This is a genomic window from Flavobacterium sp. TSSA_36 (assembly GCF_051547165.1).
Taxonomy (GTDB): Bacteria; Bacteroidota; Bacteroidia; order Flavobacteriales; family Flavobacteriaceae; genus Flavobacterium.
The window spans coordinates 419,129-439,598 of the sequence record NZ_JBPTTP010000003.1 but is presented as its reverse complement, the minus strand read 5'-3'; the positions used below and the strand labels follow the sequence as shown (position 1 = coordinate 439,598).

Sequence of the window (20,470 nt, the reverse complement as noted above, 5' to 3'; positions counted from 1 at the left end):
TAAATTACGTTATTTTTCTATTTTGTCTTTTATTTTACCCCGTATTACTTCAACAATTATTAAAGTAATTACTAAATATTTGTTAATATTTTTTGATTTTGTTAGGATAAGGTATTTATTTCCATAACTTTAAATACTTAAAAATCAACGACATAAGGTTATTTTTTTCCTCTTAAGTGCTATTTGTAGCATTTTATGTAAATATTTTCTGTTTTTATTACAGATTAAATCGGAAATGTATTTTTCTACTTTTTAATTGTGATTTAATGTATTTGTTCTTTTTTTTTTGAATTTGGATTGAAGCAGATCTGTCTCATCCTATTTTAACCTAATGTGTTTTCTCAATAATATTTTTTGTTAGAGATTTTTTTAGTTGTAAAGAGTACCCTAATTATCTTTTTAGTTTTACGTTTTTGCTTTCATTTTTACTTGTAAAGTGATGGGTTAAGGTTAATTATTTTACAAGTTTTTCAAAATAAATTTTAAGTGCTTATTAATATAGTTAAGTAGTAAATAATTTTTTGTTGTATAATACTTGTATTTATGAAAAAAAACAACTCTTTAGCCTTCAGAAATAATAAATTTGGAATCTCATTTTTTTATTTTTTTCTTTTCTTTTTGTTTACAATTTTTAGAACGAATGCTCAAAACTGTACTGTTAATGCAGGTATACCTAGAACTATTTGTGCGAACAGCCCTCTTGTACTATTAGGAGGTTCTGGTGGTGGAAATGATCTGATAAGTATAGTTTGGACTCAAGTTGCAGGTCCGTCGGTTGTTATACAAAATCCTAATTCAGCTGTAACTACTGTTTTAGGAGCTGTTGGTGGTAATTCGTATAGATTTCGTTTAACAGGAACTTGTACGCTTGGCACCACCTTTCAAGAGGTAACTATTACGGTAAGTCCAATTACTATTGCAAATGCGGGTGTCGCAGTACAGGGATGCCCTGGTACTTATACATTAACTGCAAATTCTCCGTTGAATGCTGGAGAGACTGGATTGTGGAGTATTAGTGGAGCCAATAACGCTGGCGTTACTATTAATTCCCCTAATTCTCCAAGTTCAACAATTACCACTTCTGCAAATGCAGCTGGAACTAGTTCGCTAGTATGGACGATAAGTTCGGCAAACTGTTCCTCTTCCTCTACTGTAAATATTACAAATTATGGAGGTGAAGTAGTTGCAAATGCTGGTGTGGATCAAACTTTATCTGAATGTTATACGGTTACTCAATCTACTAATTTGAATGCGTCGATAGGTGGGAATGGTACTGGTTCTCAAATTGGAACTTGGTCTTTAGTATCTGGTCCCTCTGTTCCTAGTATTGCAAATGTCAATAGTGCTAATAGTTCTGTTACGGGTTTACGGGCAGGTACTTATGTTTTTAGATGGTCTGTTCAAGGACCCTGCGCTCTTGGTTCCGATACTGTTACTATTAGGGTACCCCCCGCTACTCAGGATGTTACCACAGCTTCTGGAATCAATAATTCACAGACGTTTTGTGATAATAGTGTTACTTCAACAATTTTGCAAGGAAATACTCCTCTGTATGCCGGTGAAACGGTAGAATGGACTACCACTTCTAGTGCGACTATTGTTTCTCCAAACAGTCCCACCACTCAAATTACAGGCTTGAATTTTAATACAACTGCAAGTTATTCATTTACTTATAAAATTAAAGGTAATAGTGCAGTTAATCCAAATTGTAGTTCACAGTCTACCTTTACGGTTAATTATTTTATTAATCCCACAGCAGTAGTTTTAAATGGTGGTGTTACTACCTATGCATTACCAGTAAATATTGGGTCAGGAAGTGTAACAATGAGCACTACTGGAGGTAATGCTGATGAAGCTACCTTTATTAATGGTCCTTCAGGAGTTAGTCCTTCTTTTAGCTTTTCAAGTGGAAATTTTAATTTTTCTAATTTAAGCAAACCAGGAACCTATACTTTTAGAGTAAGGAGATATACCAACGGAAGTTTTGCAACTGGATGTTCAGATTCTTTTGCCGATATCAATGTTATTGTTTCAAGAAGTCCTGAAGTTTCTAATGCTGGAACTTCTGTTGCTTTATTGTGTGGAGTAACCCAGACACAATTGTCGGGCAATAATCCTGCGTTAATGACGACTCCCGGATTGACGGGCTATTGGTCACAAGTTAGCGGTCCTAATACGGCAGTCTTTGATGATATTACATATTATAATCCAATTGTTAATGGTTTAATATCAGGAGTGTATGTTTTTCGTTGGAATATTTATGGTGGTGTAAATGCCGTGGATACATTTAGTGAAACTTCTATTACAGTTTCGCAGCCACCAACTTCAAATGCAGGTGCTACTCCAGTGACGGTATGTTCAGGGAGTTACAAATTGGATGCTTTGCCATTAATTAATGGTCAAACGGGATTATGGACTCAAATTGATGCAAATCCTGCAGTTACTATAGTTAACGCAAATGATCCTAAAACCTATGTTACAGGAATGCTAGTAGGAAGCACTTATACTTTACGATGGACGGTAACTAGTGCAGCTGTTAATTGTACACCTGCTTCAAGTGATGTGGTAATTAATACTACTTCAACTTTTTCTCCTTCACCCGCAATTGCTGGTAGCGATCAGTGTTTGGCTTCAGGTACTACTACCACTAATTTGGCAGCTACTGCACTTTCATCAGGTTCAGGATTATGGACAAAAGAATCTGGACCCAGCGCAACAATTACAGACCCAACTTTTCCTAATTCACAAATAACTGGTTTGACGGATGGTATCTATGTATTCAAATGGACAACTTCGTCAGATCCTACTTGCGTTGACTTTACAGACACTGTAGTTATTACTGTTGCAAGTTCTCCAATAGCATCAGCTGGACCTGACCAAAACGTGTGTACAAACGGTTTAGGGAATAGTGTTACTATGAACGCCAATACACCAAGTACGAGTTTGGTAGGAAAATGGGTGCAGGTTTCAGGAAATAGTTCTTGGACAGTTAGTGATATTAACAGTCCACAGGCGGTTTTTAGTAATTTAGCTCAAGGGAATTATGTTTTTAGATGGGTAGTAAGTAGAGGGAATTGTGATTCGGCCTCAGATGAAATTAGTTTTAGCGTGAGTTATCCTCCTACTGCGGCTAATGTGACTTCAAATACGTTAACTGTTTGTGGTACTTCAGCCATATTAAACGGGAACATCATTAGTGAAGGGGTTGGGACGTGGCAAGTGGTTTCCGGACCCAACGTACCATCATTTTCTAATATCAATAGTCCAACCAGCGGTCTTTCTGGATTAGTTACTGGGACCTATTTTCTAAAATGGACTAGTATTAATGGGGCGGCTTGTTCTAGGTCGGAGTCCAATTTAACGATTACAGTCAATGCGCCTGCCAATGCGGGTCCCGATCAAACGCTTTGTAATGCTACAGAAATTATCTTACAGGGTACTGAAGGGAGTATTGGTACTTGGAGCGAGACAACTTCAAATGGAGCGACGGTTACACCAATATCATCATCTACGGCAAGAGCTACTATTACTCCTGGAACGAATTATACTTTTCAATATGATATTTCAAGTTTGAATTCAGGGGGATGTGGTGCTACCTCTGATTCCATGACTGTAACTAATAGCGCATTACCCACCACTCCAGCTGCAGGATCGGATCAGGATGTTTGCTTGTCTTTAGGAAATTCTATTACCATGGCGGGAAATTCTATTACAAGCGGCACCGGAACTTGGAGTAAAGTAACAGGGCCATCAGGTGGAAATATCACTAGTGTTACTTCGAATACTACTACTGTTACTGGATTGACTGAAGGGATTTACATATTTAAATGGACAGCAAGTAATGGGTCTTGTTCAAATTTGAGTGATGTAGTAAGAATAAATGCTTATGCTGCTCCAAGTACTGCTAATGCTGGACCGGATCAAAATGAATGTCAGCTTGCTACACAATTAAATGCTACCGCACCCACCACAGGAATTGGTACTTGGGCGCTAACTACTGATCCTTCTAGCGGAGGCGTTATTATAGATAGTCCTAATAATCCAAAATCCACCTTAACGATAGCTAATCCCTATCTATTACCGATAGGCGTTTATGTTTTTACTTGGACGGTTAGAAACGGGCCTGTTTGTACTCCAAGTGTTGATACGGTTTCAATTACATTTACAGGGGTGCCTCCAACTCCTGCCAATGCTGGGCCTGATCAAAGTTTATGTAATGCTACTACAGTAGTTATGAATGCTAACCCAGTTAATCCAGGAGTTGGAACCTGGTCGCAAGTTTCAGGTCCTAATACAGGTATTTTTTCTAATAGATTTAGTGCTAGTTCTTCAATTTCAGGACTTGTAAATGGAGTTTATGTATTTAAATGGACTAGTTCAAATGGAGGAGGCTGTAGTTTAGAAGATACGGTAACGGTGACTATCAACCCTGCAGTTGCTATTGTAAATGCTGGGCCTGATCAAACCTTAGGTGAATATAGTACTTTAACAATGGCGGCTACCAATCCTGCACCCAATACAGGTACTTGGACACTAGTATCAGGGCCCAACACCCCTGTAATACTTGATGTTAATAGTCCCACAACCCAAATAGCAGGCGGAGTTCCTGGAACTTATGTTTTTAAATATAGTGTTTCAAATGGATCGTGTACCATTGATTCAGATACTGTAGTGATTACTTTAATTGGACAAACAGATTTGAGTTTAGAAAAATCGGCTAGTGTAAATACTCCAGTTGTAGGCGATATTGTTACGTTTACCGTAGCTGTAAGAAATAATGGAAATCGTGATGCTACAGGTGTTGGTGTTATAGACAACCTTCCAATAGGATATTCTTTAATTACAGGCACCGTTTCTAATTCTGGGGTATTCAACTCAGGTGGAAATGCAATAAATTGGTCAGGACTTTCTATCGCAAATGGAGCTACATTAAATTTGACCTATAATGCTAGAGTAAACGTGATTACAGGTGCTGCAAATGAATTTAGAAATACGGCCCAAGTTACCGCAAGTAATCAAATTGATCCCAATTCAACGCCAAACAATAATGTTGCTTCGGAAAATGATCAAAGCTCGGTTACCCTTACTCCCATTCCTAGAATAAATTTATCCTTAACTAAATCTGTCAATAATAGTACCCCGATGGTGGGTAGCAATGTTGCATTTACTATTTCGTTATCCAACGCAGGCCCGAGTAATGCAACAGGAGTCATAGTTAAAGATTTATTACCGAATGGATTTACTTTTGTAAGCGCCACAGCAACCACCGGAAGTTATGTAAATGGAACAGGCGATTGGACGGTAGGCACCATTAACTCAGGAAGTACACAAAGCTTAGTTGTTAATGCAACCGTAAATCTAACAGGAAATTATACTAACGTTGCTGAAGTTACGGCCGCTACACAATCAGATTCTAATTCAACTCCTAATAATAATGTCTTGTCGGAAGATGATCAAGACGATGTAACGGTGGTGCCAGTTGAAAAATCAGATTTGAGTTTGACCAAAACAATTAGTGGAGGTCCTTATAGGGTAGGTGATAATGTTACCTTTACTGTAACGGTTAGCAATGCGGGGCCTAGTGCTGCAACTTCGGTTAATGTTGCAGACTATCTTCCCACAGGATATACCTATGTAAGTCATACTAGTGCAGGTACAACATATAATACAGCGACCGGAGCATGGAATGTGGGAACAATTAATAGTGGCGCTTCAAGAGTGTTAAGTATCATAGCTAAAATAAATGACTCTGGTGACTATAGAAACATGGCGGAAGTAGTTTTTTCAAATCAATTTGATCCAGATTCTACACCTGGAAATAATAATCTTGCAGAAGACGATCAACAACAAGTTGTCATCTCTCCCGTTCAAATAGCTGATTTATCATTAGTCAAAACAGTCGATGTAGCTAGTCCAAGGGCTGGAGATACCGTAAAATTCACGCTCGCATTAACTAATTCTGGCCCAAGTGCAGCCACTGCTGTGATTGTTAATGATCTTTTGCCAGTAGGTTACACTTTTTTAAGCTATACTGCCACTTCAGGGAATTATAATGCAACTAATGGAAACTGGGTACTTTCAGGTAATGTTTTGAATGGTAAAACAGAGTATTTGGATATTTTTGTAAGAGTAAAAGCGGCTTCAGGAGCTTCTAACGAATATCGAAATAATGCACAAGTCACCGCAAGCAATCAAACAGATCCAGATTCGGTGCCTAATGATGGAACAGGTGATGATTTTTCAACAATTACGCTGACACCTAGCGCATTGGTTGATTTAGCTTTGACCAAAACAGTGAATAACAGTACGCCAGCAGTGGGTTCCAATGTTGTATTTACAGTTTTGCTTTCCAATTCCGGTCCTAGTATTGCTACAGGAGTTGTGGTAAAAGATTTATTACCAAATGGCTTTACTTTTGTGAGTGCCAATGCAACTGCTGGAAGCTACGTAAATGGAACAGGGAATTGGTCAGTAGGTTCAATTAATTCTGGAAGCACTCAAAGTTTAGTTATAAATGCAACTGTTAATCCAACGGGGACATATACTAATGTAGCTGAAGTAACTGCTGCTAATGAAAGCGATTCAGATTCAGCACCCAACAATAACATTTTATCTGAAGACGATCAAGATGATGTAACCTTAATTCCTGTTGAAAAATCAGACCTGAGTTTGACAAAAACGATTAGTGCAGGACCTTATTTGGTTGGATCTAATGTTACGTTTACAATTACAGTTAGTAATGCCGGTCCAAGTGCCGCAACAGCAGTTAATGTTACAGATTTTCTTCCTTCCGGATATACTTACATAAGTCATACTAGTACTGGAACAACATATACTTTAGCTACCGGATCATGGGATGTTGGAACTATAAATAGTGGTGCTTCAAAAGTATTAAGTGTTGTAGCTAGAATTAATGCTACTGGAGATTACAGAAATGTAGCAGAAGTTGTTTTCTCTAATCAATCCGATCCGGATTCTACACCAGGTAACAATAATTTGACAGAAGATGACCAACAACAAGTTGCGATAACTCCTGTAGAAATTGCCGATTTGTCACTAATCAAAACAGTAGATTTTACCAGTCCAAGAGCAGGAGATACCGTCAAATTCACGATCGCATTAACTAATTCTGGACCAAGTGCTGCAACTTCGGTTACAGTTAAAGACCTCTTACCAGTAGGTTTTACTTTTCTGAACTATGCTTCAACGTCAGGGAATTATGATGCAACATCCGGAAATTGGACGCCGTCAGGCAGTGTATTGAGCGGAAAGACAGAGTATTTAGATGTTTTTGCTAAAGTAAATGCATTCACAGGCGCAACAGATGAGTATAAAAATACTGCCCAAGTCACCGCAAGTAATCAAACTGATCCAGATTCAACCCCGAACGATGGAGCAGGCGATGATTATTCAACAATTACCCTTACACCCAACGCTTTAATTGATCTGTCATTGCGAAAAAGTGTAAATAATGTAGCACCTCCTGTGGGTACTACTGTGGTATTTACAGTTACAGTATCTAATGCAGGACCTAGTGACGCCACTGGTGTAATCGTAAAAGATTTGTTGCCCAGTGGTTATACTTTTGTGAGTGCTACTCCAAGTAGTGGCTCCTATGTGAATGGCACAGGTCTTTGGACAATTGGCTCCATATTCACAGGAAGTAATCAAAGCTTAATAATTTCAGCAACTGTAAATCCTACCGGGAATTATACTAATGTGGCCGAAGTAACGCAAGCTAATGAAACCGACATTGATTCTACCCCTAACAATAATACTTTATCTGAGGACGATCAAGATGCAGTCACTACCTCTAGAAGTCCTTTAATTGATCTTAGTGTTAATAAAACAGTGGATAATAGTACTCCTGCTGTGGGAAATACCGTTATTTTTACAGTAACAGTTGCCAATGCTGGGCCAAGTAGTGCCACAGCAATTGTTGTGACAGATAAGTTGCCTACAGGTTTTAGCTTTAGTAGTGCTACTACAGCTGCAGGCTCCTACAATAATCTTACAGGTTCCTGGACTGTGGGAACTTTGACAAGTGGAGCTAGTGCTACGTTAACAGTAAGAGCTATTGTGTTGCCTACCGGTAATTATCATAATATTGCGGAAGTAACTGGAGCGAATGAAGTTGATAGTAATTCCACCCCAGGTAATAATGATCCTATAGAAAATGATCAACACGATGTTACTGTTTTTCCAGTTCAAAAAGCAGATTTGTCTGTTGTGAAAACTATAAATGTTCCTTCAACAGATGTTGGAAATAATGTAGTCTTTACTATTCAAGTAGCTAATAGTGGGCCAAGCGATGCCACTGGAGTAACTATTTCAGATCTATTACCCTCAGGATATGAATTTGTCAGTGCATCACCCACTACAGGTCTGTATAATCATATCACAGGAGAATGGGCGATTACAAAAGCTGTTGCTGCTTCCTCAACAGAAACCTTACTGATTACTGCTAAGGTTTTGAAAAATGGTTCTTATTTAAACGCAGCTCAAGTAGCGACAAGCAATCAAATTGATCCCGATTCTACGCCAAATGACGGCGCAGGAGACGATTTTTCATTTGTGAATTTTAGTCCTATTTCACTAGTTGATCTTGTGATGACCAAACGAGTAAATAATGCTACTCCTGATGTAGGATCATTAGTTGATTTTACGCTGGAAGTTGTGAATAATGGGCCAAGTAATGCGACACAAGTTAGTGCCAATGATTTGTTGCCAAGTGGCTATACCTGGATCAGTGATACAGGATCAGCAAGTTATAACAAGCTCACAGGACTCTGGAACATTGGAAATTTAGCCCAAAATGCTAGAATTTCAATAACGATAACTGCTATGGTAAATCCTACAGGTACTTATACCAATACGGCATCGGTAAGTAGTTTTGAAAATGAAAAAACGCCAGCAGATAATACCAATTCAGTAACCACAACACCAAGGCCGATTGCAGATTTGAGTTTGATAAAAACAATTGCTAATGCCTCGCCCAATGTGGGAACTAATGCGGTATTCTCAATAACTGTAACGAATAGCGGTCCTAGTGCTGCCACTAATGTAGTTGTTACAGATTTGTTACCTTCTGGGTATAGTTTTGTAAGTGCTGCACCACCGGTAGCTGCAACATACAATGTAGCTACTGGTAGTTGGACAGTGGGAACTCTTTCAAGCGGAGCTTCGGCCACGATGACACTAACCGCAAAAGTTTTAGGTTCTGGAAATTATAATAATATAGCTGAGGTAACAGGGTCTGATCAGTATGACCCAAATTCAATACCTAGAAACAACAATAATTTTGAAAATGATCAAAGTGAAGTGGTGGTGACTCCCGTAAATGAGGCCAATTTAGTCACTGTAAAAACGGCGGCAAGTGTGTTGGTTAGAGGAATTTCCTCTTCTAATCCGAATGAAGAAGACACTATCAAGTATAGAATTATTGTGACGAACAACAATGGGCCTACAGATGCAACTGGTGTTCAATTAACAGATATAGTTCCTTTTGGGTTAACGTATATTAGTCATACAGCAAGTCCGGGAACCATTTACAATCAAGTAACAGGCAATTGGAGTATTGGAAATTTAGCGGTAAATAATTCAGTTGAACTTGAAGTTACCGTTAAAGTTAATGTAGGTACTAAAGGTACTACTATCACTAATAGAACCACAGCTGCAGTGGGAAACCAATTAGATCCTACAATTGTTGGTGATGATTTGATTGAGTCTGTAGAAATTAGTATGCCACCAGATGCTGTTAATTATACTATTAGAGGTAATCGAACTAATTTACCTTCCTCTGCAATAAACTTATCAGTGAATAATAGGCTTCGAGATGGAGTTATTCTTCCTACCTCAATTAATTCTATAATAGATTTGAATCCAAATACACCGGGTATTGAAATCTCATTAAATGTTCCTGGTGAAGGTGTTTGGAATTACAATCCACTAACGGGAGAAATAGTATTTACTCCTTCTCCAGGCTTCACTGCTGATCCGACACCGTTGGTTTACAAACTGATAGAGATTGCAACTGGCTTGAGCGATATTGCTACTGTTACAGTTGATTATGATATTGTTGCGCCTGTAGCAATAAACGATTTGAGTATAGGAAATCCGATCAATAGTATCGTTACGGTAAATCCTTTGGCAACAAACGGCTCAGGTCCTGATGCGGATCCTGACGGAGTAGTCGTGGCTACCACTATCAGTTTAATCAAGCCTTCAGGCGCAACCACAGTAGTTATTGATTCAAATGGAGAAATCACAAGTTTTGATGTTCCAAACGAAGGAAAATGGAGTGTTGACCCTACCACTGGCGCTATAAGTTTTATTCCTTTGTCAACTTTTCATTTAGATCCTACTCCTGTTTTGTATACGGTTAAGGATAATGATGGTAATGTGTCTAATACTGCATTAGTAACTATTGACTATGTCCCTGTGGCGCAAAATGATAAAAACAGTATCGCAGGTGTAGTGGGCACATCCATAACAATTAACGTGGCAGCAAATGACACTACTGGTGATTTGGTAGATGTAACTTCCATAACATTAGACGCCACTAGTATACTAGGAGGAATTCAAATTTCGCCCAAAGAAGTTGCAGTTTCAGGTGTAGGTCGGTATATTGCTGATGTAAATGGCAATGTAACATTTATCCCTGAAATTGGATTTCAATTAGATCCTCCAATAATTCGCTATACTATTCGCGATAATGAAAATAATATTTCTAATCTAGCGACTATTACTTTTGATTATGCTCCAGTAACTTCGGCCGATTTATCAGTTGGAAATCCAATTAATGTACCTGTAGTTGTTACTGTAACGGCTAATGATATTACCGGGGATCTAATCGCATTAACAACGGTGAGTTTAGTAAATCCAGGTAATGCAACAAATAGTACTTTTGATGCCTCGGGAGATCTTACCAGTTTCTCCATTCCAGGTGAAGGTACTTGGAATGTGGATTTAGTCAATGGAAAAGTAATATTTACTCCAAATCCAGGATTCATCACTGATCCAACCCCAATCAGCTATACAGTAAAAGACGATGAAGGAAATCGTTCCAATGCCAGTTTAATTACGATCAGAATGATTCCTCAAGCGGATTTGATTGTGACCAAAACTGATAATAAAGAGAAATATATTCCCGGAACTAACAATGTTTATACGATTACTGTAAAAAACAATGGACCAGCTAGTGCAACCAATGTAGTAGTTCTCGATGATATTACCGATCCAATCTTGCAAGCAGCTGCCACTTGGCGAGCTGTTGCTACAGGAAATGTAGCCCTTTCTAACGCTACTGGAACAGGCGATTTGACTTCAAGTAACGCTACCATAGCCACAATGGCAGTTGGAGAACAAGTTACTTATACGGTAACTATTGCTGTGCCAAGTGATTTTACGGGTGCAATTGTTAATGCGGCGAGTGCTAGTTCCACTAATGTGGCGGACCCTAATCCTAGTAATAATGCACAAACCGATACAGATACTCTAAATGGATTGTCTTCTTTGGTAGTAACCAAATCAATTGTTACCGCGGCACCTTATAAATCAGGCGATGTCATTGAATTTTTAATCTCGGCAAGAAACAATGGACCTAGTGATGCCACAGGAATAAGTATCGTAGACAAATTGCCAAGTGGTTATGCTTTTATAACGGCTACCGCAAGTAACGGGGTTTACAATGAAGCCAATGGTTTATGGAATCTAGGAAATCTTTCCAATGCTTCAAGTGCAACATTAACTGTATTTGCAAGAATTAATGCAAGCGGAAACTACACCAATGTGGCTGAAATAACCAAAGTGGATCAATTAGATCCAAATGGAATTATTCACGGAAACCATACGCCTGGCGAGATAGATCAATCAGATGTAACCATTTCACCCGTAGGTGTTACTGATTTAATCACTACGAAAACCGTTGATAATCCAACACCAAATTTTGGAGACATTGTTCAATACACAATTTCAGTGGTAAATAAGGGACCAAGTCTAGCTACCAATGTAATTTTGCAAGATAATTTACCTGCAGGGACATCTTATGTATCTCATATTGCTACAGGCGGTACAGTAAATACCTACTCAGGAGGACAATGGACTATAGGTAATTTGAACAATCAATCTTCTGCAATTTTAGTAATTAATGCTAAAGTCACAGCCGTTGGGACAATTACTCAATCTCCGATAATTAATACTACAACAGCTGCAGTTGCTGATCAATTGGATCCTACGACAGTTGGAGATGATTTAACGGAACCTATTATTGTTACGTGTGCGAATCTAATCACGGAGAAAACAGTTAGTAATCCAAATCCTAGTGAAGGAGAAACCATTACCTACAGCATAAAGGTCACTAACAATGGACCAAGCGATGCCACAGGCGTTTCTCTAGTAGATATTTTACCTTTAGGAATAGCTTATGTATCCAATAATCAAGGAGCTGATTATAATTACGGTTCCGGAATTTGGACAGTAGGGAATCTGGCTAATGGTGCTACAAAAACACTAAATATTGATGTCACCATAAATTCAGGCTCCGCCGGTAAAACTATTATAAACAAAACAACAGCAGCCAAAGGGAATCAGTCAGATCCTTCAAGTTTAGGAGATGATTTAATCGAAACAATCAATGTCAAAAATGGAGCCGATATAATTTTGACAAAAGTGGTCAATAATGCAACACCAAATGTTGGAGATATTGTGACCTACACCGTTACGGTTACAAATAAAAGTACGACTTTAGTTACTAATTTAGTGGTTAAAGACCAGTTGTCTGTTGGATTACAATTAGTTGCGGCAACACCCGGAATTGGGGTTTGGAACACACCGAATTGGACTATAGGTACCCTTCAACCTGGAGAAAAAGGATCCATAGAAATAAAAGCCTTAGTTGCTGCTGATCAAGGTGGGAATGTTTTGATAAATACGGTTTCGAATACGCAAGATCAATTTGACACAAACGCTACCGTTGACGATGCTACTGAGTCAATAACGGTTACAAGTTTAGACTTGGCGGTAACCAAAACGGTTAACAATACTAGACCAAATGAAGCTGATGTCATCACTTACACCATTAAAGTAGTAAATAATGGGGCAAGCAATGCCACTAATGTCAGTTTAATTGATAAATTACCAGTTGGCGTTACTTATGTGGACGACCAAGTTTCTGCAGGAGTTTATAACAACGGATCGGGATTATGGACTATTGGAAATTTAGCAAATGGGGAAAGCGCAACGCTGACACTACAAGCAAAAGTAAATTTTGGTACCTACGACACTACGATTACAAACACCACAAGCGCTGTTAAAGCAGATCAATCAGACTCTAATCTCAGCAACAATAGGGGTAGTGTTTCAATTTTTCCTACGGCAAACATCGATTTAAGTTTAACCAAAGCAATTGTTGGAAATATAACCAATCCTTCTGTTGGTGATGTAATTACTTTTGAAGTCAGAGTCTTGAATGGTGGGCCAACGAAAGCAACTGGAGTTGAGGTAGTCGACCTGATTCCTTCAGGGTATAAATTTGTAACCTACAGTTCCACAATTGGCACTTATGATCCAATAACTGGATTATGGAAAGTAGGTTTTGTAGAAGTAGGAAATCCTGCTATCTTATTAGTAGATGCCAAAGTTTTAGCAAGTGGTAATTACAACAATTGTGCTGAAATTACCAAAGCCAACGAACCCGATATTGATTCGACTCCAGGCAATAGTATCGCTACCGAAGATGATTATGCTTGCGCTTCGGCTCCGCCTAATCAAACGGTTGATTTGGCAATTGTTAAAACAATTCTTACCAATAACACATCTCCAAAAGTCAACTCAGAAATTTCTTTTGAAATTCAATTGACAAATAATGGAACTATTGATGCCACAAATATTATTGTTTCAGATTTGCTCCCGTCCGGCTATACATTTACCAATTATAGTTCAACAAAAGGAGTATATGACTACTTAACTGGAGATTGGAAAATCAATAAAATCCTAAACGGGGAAACAGAAATATTAATCATCGATGTGATTGTGAAAGAATCTGGTGATTATTTGAATTGTGCAACTATCAAATCATTGCAACAAACAGATAGCAATGCAAGTAATAATAAGAGTTGTATCGGAACCACTCCAATTGCAGTAGTTGATTTAGAATTGACTAAAACAGTTGATAATTTGAAACCAAAGGCAGAAAGTGAAGTTGAATTCACCATTACCCTTACTAATAGAGGGCCTAGTAAAGCCACAGGAGTTGAAGTCAAGGACGTGCTACCTAATGGATTTAAATTCATAAGTGCGCTTTCAACTCTAGGAACTTATGAGGCGACTACCGGAATTTGGAAAGTGGGCAACATAGGAATTAATGGAGTTCAAACACTAAAAATAAAAGCCTTTGTTAATCCAGTGGGAGTTTTCACAAATAGTGCCGAAGTGGTTGCTGCCAATGAATTGGATACAGATTCTACTCCCAAAAACAATATCCCTCAGGAAGATGACCAAGCGAGTGTAACACTAGAGCCAGAAGTAGCTTTAGTCTTAGCAGAAGGATTTACTCCTAATGGTGACGGAATCAATGATGTTTTTGAAATAGAGCATTTACAGGTTCTTTATCCTAACTTCAGTATGGAAATTGTCAATAGATATGGCAACATTGTGTACCAATACAAACACAACGGCGATAAGTTTTCAACCCCATTATGGTGGGATGGTTATTCAACAGGGCGATGGAATTTCTCTAAAGAATTACTCCCTGCAGGCACTTATTTTTACACTATTTATTTTAATAATAATGAAAGAAAACCGCAAACAGGTTGGGTTTATTTGAAAAAATAAAAAAACAATAGGAAATAGGAGGGGTGTTTCTAAGCCTCTCCTTCTTGTAATTTTTAAATCAATGATATGAAAAAAAATAATTTGCTTATTCGATTCTTTATTTTCATTTTGTGGGCAAATACCATGTATGCCCAGCAAGATCCTCAATACACGCAATACATGTACAATATGAATATTTTAAATCCAGCTTATGCGGGTTCAAGAGGGGGTACAAGTATTGGCCTTTTAGGACGAACCCAATGGGTAGGAGTGGATGGTGCACCCAAAACAGCCACTTTTTCAATCCATGGGCCTGTTGGTAAAAATGTTGGGATAGGATTTTCTGTAATTCATGATCAAATAGGCCCTGTAAAAGAAGACAATGTCTACGCTGATTTTTCATATACATTACATTTATCTCAAGAAGATAAATTAGTTTTTGGAATCAAAGCAGGAGCTACTTTTTTGAATGTAAGGGAGTTTACTACGATTGATCAAGACCCTCTAAATGTACCGATAAATATGACGGCTCCTAATTTTGGAGTAGGTATCTTGTATTATAATGACCATTTTTATGCGGGATTATCAGTGCCTAACTTTATTGAAACTAGATATCTGGATAAGAAAAACGGAATTGTTTCAACGGCTTCAGAAAAAACACATTATTTTCTTACCTCAGGGTATGTTTTTGATTTGGATGAAAACTTAAAATTAAAACCTTCTGCAATGATTAAAGCGGCTCCAGGAGCTCCACTCTCTGTGGATTTGTCTATGAATCTTTTAGTTCAAAAAGTAGAATTAGGCTTATCTGTGCGTTTAGATGATTCCATAAGTGCAATGGTTGGATTCTATGTTAATCAAGACATCAGAATTGGCTATGCTTATGATTATACAACAACCAATTTTGGGCAGTTTAACTCGGGATCGCACGAGATTATTCTTTTGTTTGATTTGAATAAAAAGAAAGTTAAAAGCCCTCGATTTTTTTAAGGTGACACTAAAACATAAGTAAACTATCGTTGATTTTGTAAGAAAATAAAATCCAGTATAATTGATTGGATATGGAATTAGATCTCATTGTATTTATTCAAAAAAATCTATTTATGAAAAAGTTAGCAAGCATTTTGATACTTCTTTTATTTTATTCTACTTATTCTCAAAATAAAAATTATACAATTAAAAACATTGAAGCGAATACAAAATATTCTGATTTTGGCGTAACGTTTTATGGTACTACAGAAGCTATTTATGCTTCATCTAAAAAAGTAAAAGGATCAAGAAACAGGAAATGGAGCACAAACAACCAACCTTATCTAGATTTATATAAGGCCATGATTACTCCATCGGGTGAATTCATTAATTCAGAATTTTTTTCAAAGGAAGTAAACAGCAAAATGCATGAATCGAATGTCTCTTTCACTAAAGATATGAAAACAGTCTATTTTTCTAGAGATAATTATACTAATAATAGAATCAAAAAAGATGCTAAAGGTTGGGTGTTAATCCAATTGTACAAAGCGGATATTGATAGTGTAGGAAATTGGACCAACATTGTTAAATTACCTTTTAATAGTGATTATTTTGATTGTGGACATCCTTCGTTAAACGCAACAGACACACAATTGTTTTTTACATCAAATAGACCTGGGACCTATGGACTAACTGATATTTGGGGAGTGGATATTAATAAGAATGGTACCTATGGAGAGCCTTTTAACTTAGGGCCAAATGTGAATACGGTTAAAAGCGAAATGTTTCCATACATTGATCATGATGATATTTTGTATTTTTCGTCTGATGGAATGCAAGAAAATTTTGGAGGGTTAGACATTTATTTTACTAAAATCAAAAATAAAATTGGAGTAGAGAAAGCTTCAAATCTTGGGCTACCTTTGAATAGTAGTAAAGATGATTTTGCACTTGTATTCAAGAATAATGAAAAAACAGGCTATTTTTCTTCAAACAGAGATGGAGGAAAAGGTGATGATGATATCTATTATTTCGAGGAAATCAGTAATCCAATTGTTTTAAAATGCAAGCAAATTGTTAAAGGGGTCGTAAAAGATAAAGATACGCAACAACTGTTGCCCGGAGCTCTTGTCACTTTATTTGATAGTAAAGGAATCAAGTTAGATAGTATTGTTGCAGATGAAAGGGCTGTTTTTAATTTTACTCTTGATTGTGATGCCTCCTATAAAATTACCGGAAAAAAAGAAAATTATACTGTTGATGAAAAAATCATAGTCACTAACAATAAGACGGACTTAGAGTTAGGGCTTGATTTATTTTTAACCTCTGATGAATTCGCATTAGTTCGTGGCAAGTTAATGATTAAAATAAATCCTATATATTTTGATTTGGATAAATTTTACATCAGACCTGATGCTCAAATTGAACTTCAAAAAGTAGTGTCCGTAATGAAGAAATATCCGAAAGTGAAAATTAGTTTGGGTTCTCATACAGATAGTAGAGGAAGTGATGCGTATAATCTCACATTGTCTAACAAAAGAGCTATCTCTTCTAAAAACTGGATTGTAAGTCAAGGTATTGATGTTTCAAGAATCACAGCCAAGGGATTTGGTGAGACTGAATTAGTAAATACTTGTAGTAATGGTATCAATTGCACTTCTGAAGAACATCAGGAGAATAGAAGAACTGAGTTTGTAATTGTCAATCCCGAAGTTTTGAATAAACAAAAGTAAAAAATTACTTTCTTTTTTTCTTTTTTAGGGGTTCAAATAACCGGTTTTTATTTCATAGCTTTGTTGAATTCGGCTTACATTCAACATTTACTACTATGAAAAAAAATATTGTTACAATTATGGTTATCTCTAGCGCATTGCTTGGCTCAGCTCAATCAAAAATTCAGTACCCCAAAACAAACAAAACAGATAAAATTGATGTATATTTTGGTACAAATGTTCCTGATCCATATCGTTGGTTAGAAGATGACCGTTCAGCCGAGACTGGCGAATGGGTAAAAGAGCAAAACAAAGTTACCTTTGATTATTTAGCAGCTATTCCATTTCGAAATACGATTAAAGCTCGTATGGAAAAACTTTGGAATTACGAAAAAGTATCAGCGCCTTTTAAAGAAGGAGACTATACCTACTATTATAAAAATAATGGATTGCAAAATCAATCGGTTATGTATAGAAAAGACGCTAAAGGGACAGAAGAGTTATTTTTGGATCCGAATACTTTTTCTAAAGACGCTACGACTTCATTGGATGGTGTAAGTTTTTCTAAAGATGGTTCTTTGGTAGCTTATTCGATATCTGAAGCGGGAAGTGATTGGAGAAAAGTAATTTTTATCGATGCTAAAACTAAACAGAGTATTGGTGAACCTTTAGTCGATGTAAAATTTAGTGGTTTATCTTGGAAAGGGAATGAAGGGATTTTTTATTCCAGTTATGAAAAACCTAAAGGAAGTGAACTTTCGGCTAAAACAGACCAACACCGTTTATACTTTCACAAGCTTGGAACGAAACAAGCCGAGGATTTTATAGTATTTGGTGATCAAGAAAAACGCAGATATGTTGGTGGCTATGTATCGGATGATAATCGTTATTTGTTTATCTCTGCGGCCAATTCTACTTCAGGAAATGAATTGTACCTAAAAGATTTATCTGTTCCAAATAGTCCTATTGTGGCCATTCATAAAGGATTTGAGTATGATGTTGACGTTTTGGATAATGTGGGTACAACCCTCTTTATAGTCACCAATTTGAAAGCGCCTAACAAAAGAATTGTTACTGTTGATGTTGCAAATCCAGGTGTTGAAAATTGGAAAGATTTGATTCCAGAAACTGAGCAAGTATTGAATCCATCGAGGGGTTCAGGGTATATTTTTGCTAATTATATGAAAGATGCTATTTCTGTTGTAAAACAATTTGATTATAAAGGAAAATTAATCCGAACTATCGCTTTACCAGGTGTTGGAACTGCTTCCGGTTTTGGGGGCAAAGCCAAAGATAGAGAGTTGTATTTCTCATTTACCAACTATGTTACTCCAGGTACAACATATACCTTCTTTCCAGAAAGTGGTAAGTCGTCTGTTTATGTTAAGCCTAAAGTTGATTTTGTTTCCGAAAATTATGAGTCTAAACAAGTATTTTTTACTTCAAAAGACGGAACCAAAGTACCAATGATTATCACACATAAGAAGGGATTACAATTGAACGGAAAGAATCCAACCATTTTGTACGGTTATGGTGGATTTAATGTGAGTTTAACACCAAGTTTTAGCATTGCCAATGCGGTTTGGTTAGAAATGGGCGGAATTTATGCCGTTGCCAATATGCGTGGAGGCGGAGAATACGGTAAAAAATGGCACGATGCAGGAACCAAAATGCAAAAACAAAATGTATTTGATGATTTCATTGCAGCCGGGGAGTATTTAATCGCTCAAAAATATACTTCATCAGATTTTTTAGCCATTCGCGGTGGTTCTAACGGCGGGTTATTAGTTGGCGCTGTGATGACACAAAGACCCGACTTAATGAAGGTAGCACTTCCTGCGGTTGGTGTTTTGGACATGTTGCGGTACCATACATTTACTGCTGGTGCAGGTTGGGCGTACGACTATGGTACAGCTGAAGATTCCAATGAAATGTTTGCCTATTTAAAAGGGTACTCGCCAGTGCATAATGTTAAATCTGGGGTAAAATATCCAGCTACATTAGTAACCACGGGAGATCATGATGATAGAGTAGTACCAGCTCATAGTTTTAAGTTTGCGGCCGAATTGCAAGAAAAACAAACAGGAAGTAATCCTGTTTTAATTCGGATTGAGACCAATGCTGGACATGGTGCTGGAAAACCAGTTTCTAAGACAATTGAAGAAGCTGCCGATATTCAGGCATTTACTTTGTTCAATATGGGATTTAAGTCCCTTCCTTAATAATACAATTTTTTAGTTTACTTTTGAAAGCATTCCTAGATTCATAGGAATGCTTTTTTATTTAAACCCATCAAGTACATGCGATTATTTATTTCTTTTTTATTCCTCCTTGGTAGTAATCTTATATGGTGTCAATCGAATAAGGATAGTTGGAAAATAGGTTTTTCATATGGAACAGGAAATGCCATTAAAAACACCGATTACACCTATACCAATTCCAGTTATAAAATGCTGTTTTATAAAAAATTGCGGACGTACAAGAAAATTGATTTTACTTTTTTCTTTGGCCCTGAATACAATCGCGCTTCCCATCAATTGCTAAATTTTTATTTTGTAAAACCTGAAACGCCAAATTATGAAGCCAAGCGAGACGCTTTTATGCAATTAAAAACCATTAATGAAGGTGTTTTACATATTGGAATGACAATTCAGAAAAAGATTAGTAAACGAAGTGCCATTTATGTTTTAGGAAGCATAAGTCCAATGCTTACGGATACAGAAACCGAACGCTTGTCAAAAGGATTTGCTTTTTGTGACATTCTAGCACTAGGCTATACTTTAGATTTTAAGTATTTTGCATTGGATGTACGACCTAGTTTCCGCCATACTTCTAACGCTGGTTTAAAGGAATCTAATGCTGGATTTAATACAAAGAATATTGAATTGGGAGTCATTTTTCCGATACACCAGCAATAACAATATCATGGGTTGACAATAGGGTTGTTTGAACTAGCTTTCAAAATAAGTAGTGATTAT

The 20,470-nt window shown here is 37.1% G+C and carries 5 protein-coding genes; all 5 read left to right on the top strand.

All coding sequences use genetic code 11. The features are described 5' to 3' along the window. Positions 1 to 543: 543 nt before the first annotated feature. The 5 genes from ACSVH7_RS08505 (at position 544) to ACSVH7_RS08485 (ending at position 20,410) form a co-directional block, all read left to right on the top strand. Positions 544 to 14,832, top strand: coding sequence for a PKD domain-containing protein (locus ACSVH7_RS08505; RefSeq protein ID WP_438066285.1), 14,289 nt, complete (start codon positions 544 to 546; stop codon positions 14,830 to 14,832). Positions 14,833 to 14,898: 66 nt separating this feature from the next. Then, positions 14,899 to 15,801, top strand: coding sequence for a PorP/SprF family type IX secretion system membrane protein (locus ACSVH7_RS08500; protein WP_438066284.1), 903 nt, complete (start codon positions 14,899 to 14,901; stop codon positions 15,799 to 15,801). Between the two features lie 113 nt (positions 15,802 to 15,914). Next, a complete protein-coding gene (locus ACSVH7_RS08495; protein WP_438066283.1) occupies positions 15,915 to 17,513 on the top strand; it encodes an OmpA family protein in 1,599 nt (532 codons plus the stop codon). Positions 17,514 to 17,608: 95 nt separating this feature from the next. Next, complete coding sequence (locus tag ACSVH7_RS08490; protein WP_438066282.1) at positions 17,609 to 19,714, top strand: prolyl oligopeptidase family serine peptidase; 2,106 nt, start codon at positions 17,609 to 17,611, stop codon at positions 19,712 to 19,714. A 78-nt stretch (positions 19,715 to 19,792) separates the two neighbouring features. Continuing rightward, positions 19,793 to 20,410 (top strand): acyloxyacyl hydrolase, encoded by a 618-nt coding sequence (locus ACSVH7_RS08485; RefSeq protein ID WP_438066281.1) that lies wholly within the window; start codon positions 19,793 to 19,795, stop codon positions 20,408 to 20,410. The last annotated feature ends 60 nt before the right edge of the window (positions 20,411 to 20,470 follow it).